This is a genomic window from Xenorhabdus beddingii, assembly GCF_002127545.1.
In the GTDB taxonomy this organism is placed as follows: Bacteria; Pseudomonadota; Gammaproteobacteria; order Enterobacterales; family Enterobacteriaceae; genus Xenorhabdus; species Xenorhabdus beddingii.
In genome coordinates this window covers 1-4,458 of the sequence record NZ_MUBK01000060.1, presented here as the reverse complement: position 1 = coordinate 4,458, position 4,458 = coordinate 1, and the positions used below count along the sequence as shown (strand labels likewise).

Below are 4,458 nucleotides of genomic sequence, written 5' to 3'. Positions count from 1 at the left end.
GGTAGTGGTGGCGGAGGTGGGGAGATGGAATCACGAGTAGCAAGACTGGAATCAGACGTTGAACATATCAAAACTACTATGAACGATATGAAGTCTGATCTGAAAACAGTTACCAATGATGTTGGTACATTAAAGACTGATGTTGCTGTTATCATGCAAAAACTAGACGGCATAAGCAACGCGCTATCCAAAGTGCCAACTGATGACAAGTTGAATGTCAAATTTGAAGCAATTAGCACTAAAATCAGCGAAGTGAAAAGCGAAGTTATGCTACAGGAAGTCAAGACAGAAAATAAAATCAAAGACGCAAGATTACAGATAATTTTGTGGATACTTGGTTTACCATCCCTTGCCTTTGTACTATACCGAGCTTATCTTCTGTTTTAATGTTGATATTTGGAACATGCTTACACAATTGTATGGAATAAAAAAAGATGGTTGGAATTTCAACCATGATAAAAATCAACAAGTTGTCATCTCTCCATCTTCATACAATCAGCCCCATCAACGGGGCTTTTTTGATGCTCGTCACACAAACTTTATTTGAGTATGTTTTTTTGCGTTTTTTTGCACTCATTGGTTAGTATTATGAGCAAAACTTAACGATGAGGGATTGTGATGAGGAAGTTATTGCTTGTAATCACTGCATTTTCAGCATTGATGCTAACGGGTTGCATGGCAACACCTAATGAAGTCAGAATCAAGAAACCCATTTTTGAAAGCCAGAGCAACAAGAGCGCACATGATCTTGCTGGTTGCATATATAACGGATGGACAAATACAAGGGTATTACTGGAACGAGACAACACAGTCCACACCGAGTCATTTAATGGAGTTACCACTATATTTACTTATAGTGATGCTATGTTTGCAGACGTGAAAGACACTCCCAGTGGCTCAGAAGTGAAATTCTACAAAACGATACTTGGGGCTGTTCCGGTTGAACAGAATAGAAGAGAAGTATTAGATCAGTGTTTAGCTAATAATGGTGATTTGTAATGAGGATAGTGTCAATAATTACTCTAGTGGGTTTCTTGTATACTTTGCCGTCATTTGCTGATGATTGTGTTGGCTATGGAGGTTATCAGACATGTACAAAATCAAGTAAAAACGCACAAGGTGATGATGTTATTGAATCATATGATTCAGAAGGTAATTCATATTCTATAACATCGGGCTCAAGGGAGAATAGTGACGGTTCATCTGAGGTGTTTTCTGTTGATAGTGACGGGAATGAGTTTTCAATTAAAAGTTGGTGTGATGATGCGGGCTGTCACAGTAGGGATAGTGACGGTAACACCTGTACCATAACCAGTTTCGGTGAAATGATTGGCTGTTGAGGATAAAAAATGATAAAGAAATTATTGGCGGTGTTGGTATTAATTTCTGTGAGTTTTTTTGCTAAATCAGCAATAACTGATAGACCTTTAACTCAACAGGAAATAAGTTTGGTTGAGTCTGAATTGAAAGTGAGCCTTAAAGATCCTGACAGTGCAAAATTCAAACATGTCAATCTCATACAAGATAGTGAAAGTTCGATAGATATATACTGTGGTCAGGTTAATGCAAAAAACTCATATGGTGGGTATGTCGGTTTCAAGCCATTCATAATGGTACTATTAACGAATGACAAAAACGAAAGAAAGGTCATGGAGTTGCCAACTGGAGAAGAATCTTCAATAAGAGAAAAAGCCATCATAAAACAGTGTGCTAATCATGGTTACTAGAAAAAATTTCAATCAATCATAACCCTGCCATCTGGCGGGGTTTTCTTTTTTAAGGGGTTCCAAAAATGGCAGAGCATCAAGTAGGTAATATTGTTTATCAAGTTTCGATGGACGTCGCTCAATTACTGACTGCACAACGGCAAGTTAACGAGCGACTTGATCGAATGGAGCACGGCTTTAATCAAACAGGGCGCTCAGTACAGGGAGCAGAGAAAGCATTACTAAGTTTGTCAAGGGCTGCGGCTGCGGTAACAGCGGCCTTGTCTGTCGAGAAAATAGCCAGTTATGCTGATGCGTGGGTTGTAGTGAATAACAAATTGGTTAATGCCGTCAAAACAAATGAAACGTTGGCAGAAGTGACTGATCGTGTATTCAATATCGCCCAGAACTCCCGTGCTAGTTTGGATTCTACGGCTGCATTGTACGGTCGCCTTGAAAGAGCTACCCGTAGTTATGGTATGTCGGCTGATGATGTGGCGAAATTAACCGAAACTGTAGCAAAAGGTCTGGTAGTTTCAGGGGCAACTGCTACGGAATCATCAAGCGTCATGATTCAGTTCTCTCAGGCTATGGCTTCTGGCGTTCTGCGTGGTGAAGAATTTAACTCCATGTCCGAGAACGGTAGTCGCTTAATTGCGGCATTAAGTGATCACCTTGGTGTCAATATTGGTCAGCTAAGGAAAATGGCAGCAGAGGGCAAATTAACGTCTAAGATTGTATCTGAGGCTCTTCTTGCACAGGCCGAAACTATCGCTAAAGAATTTGATAAAACATCCGCGACAATGAACCAGTCAATAGAAATGGCTGCGAACAATATGACCAAGTTCTTTGGACAATCAACCACTGTTCAGACAGCACTTAAAGCGTTTAATAGCACTTTGGTTACAGTCAGTGAAAATATGGATCTTGTTGCGGGGGCTGCAACTGCCTTGGCCATTGTTATGGGGTCAAGGATGGTGAGTGCGATGGCGTTAGCAGCAAGCGAGAAGATAAAAAATACTAGAGCTGCTATAGCGTTAGCGCAAGCCAATAAAGTGGAAGCAGAAAGCGCACTGTATGCCGCCAACATGACATTGCGTAAAGCAGAAATGGATAAAATTGCTGCGATTGAGGCATTACGCTACGCTGAGGCCGAATATGTAGCAGCAAAGGGAACTGACGCAGCCACAGTAGCACTTACCAGACTGACCGCCGCTCGTGCCACAGCAACCACAGCAACCGCCACATACAAAAACGCGCAAGATGCCGCTACCGCCGCCCAAACAAGGTTCACGGCAGCCACTGGGGCTGCTAGCGTTGCAATGAATGGACTCAAGGGAGCAATGTCATTTTTAGGCGGACCACTTGGCGTAGTTATGCTGGCAGCCACAGCGCTGTATTATTTTCATGATCAAGCGGAAAACGCGAAAAATGAGGCCAAAGATTTATCTCTTACGATTGATAGGTTGACTGGTAACTTAAAAGAAATGAATAAGGTTCAGCTTGAGGCTAATAAAGTCAAATTGGGAAGGAAGCTGGTTGAGCAGCAAGAGCAGATAAAAAAGCAAAAGGTAAAAGTAAGCGGTCTTCAATACGACGTTGATAACAATGGCAGGTTTATCTATTCAACAAAATCTGAGAAGGAAATGAAGAAGCTCAGGGAAGATTTAGCCTTAGCTAAAGGTGAGCTTGAGGATATGAAAGCTGTCGAAAGTAATTATGAAAAGGCCATTGATCTAACCAGTAAGGCCATTGCTGATAACACAAAACTGACCAATGAGAACACAGATGCCAATAAGAACAGAAATGGAGAGATTGATCAGGCATCTGACAAAGCGGCGGATTTTATCACCAAGCTCAAGAATGAAAATGAATTACTTAAGACTCAAAAGGGATTAAAGAGAGATTTAAAAGCCGCAGAATTCAAAGCTGACGAACTGGGGGCAAGCCCTACACAGAAAACGGTTATAGCGGAAGAAGTTAAAGAAAACAACCAACTTAAGGAAGCCGAAAAGGAACGGGAAGAGGCCAAAAGAAAAGCGGAAAATGCAGCTAAAAAGGCCGCTGATGATGCTAAAAGACGCGCTGAAGACATTACCTCAGTACTTTCTAGGCAGCGTGACGAAATAGACCGAATCAAAACAGGCTATGAAGAAGCCAGTCGTGAAATGGCTATGTACGATGCAGCCAAAGCCATGCCGGAAGGGGCATCTCCTGAAGAGGTTGAAAAAGCCAGAAAAAATGCCTCAGAAAGATACGAACTTGAAAAAGATGCGGCTGCCAGAAAGTGGAATATTGAACAAGACTCTTTAGCGAAATCCAAGCAGGCAATGGATGAGGAGCTTGAGCATTTGAGGCGTATCAAAGTTCAGGGCTTGATTGAAGAAGAGGAATTCAATAAACGCAAGCAGGAAATAAGCGAACGTTATAAGAATAAGAAAACGGAAGATGAAATTAACAAAAAAGTTGATTCATCGGTGGGCTTTAATGAAGGTTTGTTGGGTAAAGTAGACCCTATCCAACAGCTCCAGAATGAATACGCTCAAAAAATGGCATTATTGGATGCTTATAATGCCCATGATGTCGGCGAGCATGAACGAATCCTGCAACTCAAATCTGATTTAACCCGTAAGTTCAATGATGATATGACTACCGCCCAATGGGATCAATGGAAGAGTCAGAATGAGATGTATCAATTTCTGGGCGATGCAATGGAGTCATTGGGACAGCGCTCTGCCAATTCGATAACCGG

At 41.7% G+C, this 4,458-nt stretch carries 3 protein-coding genes and 1 pseudogene; all 4 read left to right on the top strand.

The genetic code is table 11. The features are described 5' to 3' along the window. A pseudogene (locus Xbed_RS17925) lies at nucleotides 1–387 on the top strand (hypothetical protein); the annotation flags it as partial. A 231-nt stretch (nucleotides 388–618) separates the two neighbouring features. Then, nucleotides 619–999 (top strand): hypothetical protein, encoded by a 381-nt coding sequence (locus tag Xbed_RS17915; RefSeq protein ID WP_086114199.1) that lies wholly within the window; start codon nucleotides 619–621, stop codon nucleotides 997–999. Between the two features lie 350 nt (nucleotides 1,000–1,349). Beyond that, on the top strand, nucleotides 1,350–1,727 hold the full coding sequence (locus tag Xbed_RS17905) for a hypothetical protein (protein ID WP_086114197.1): 378 nt from the start codon (nucleotides 1,350–1,352) through the stop codon (nucleotides 1,725–1,727). Between the two features lie 65 nt (nucleotides 1,728–1,792). After that, the coding region (locus tag Xbed_RS17900; RefSeq protein ID WP_086114196.1) for a tape measure protein at nucleotides 1,793–4,458 on the top strand (2,666 nt) is incomplete at its 3' end.

What these genes read in the sequence shown, in the direction of transcription:
- Xbed_RS17915 (WP_086114199.1), top strand. Translation starts at nt 619, where the DNA reads ATGAGGAAGTTATTGCTTGTAATCACTGCATTTTCAGCATTGATGCTA.
- Xbed_RS17905 (WP_086114197.1), top strand. Translation starts at nt 1,350, where the DNA reads ATGATAAAGAAATTATTGGCGGTGTTGGTATTAATTTCTGTGAGTTTT.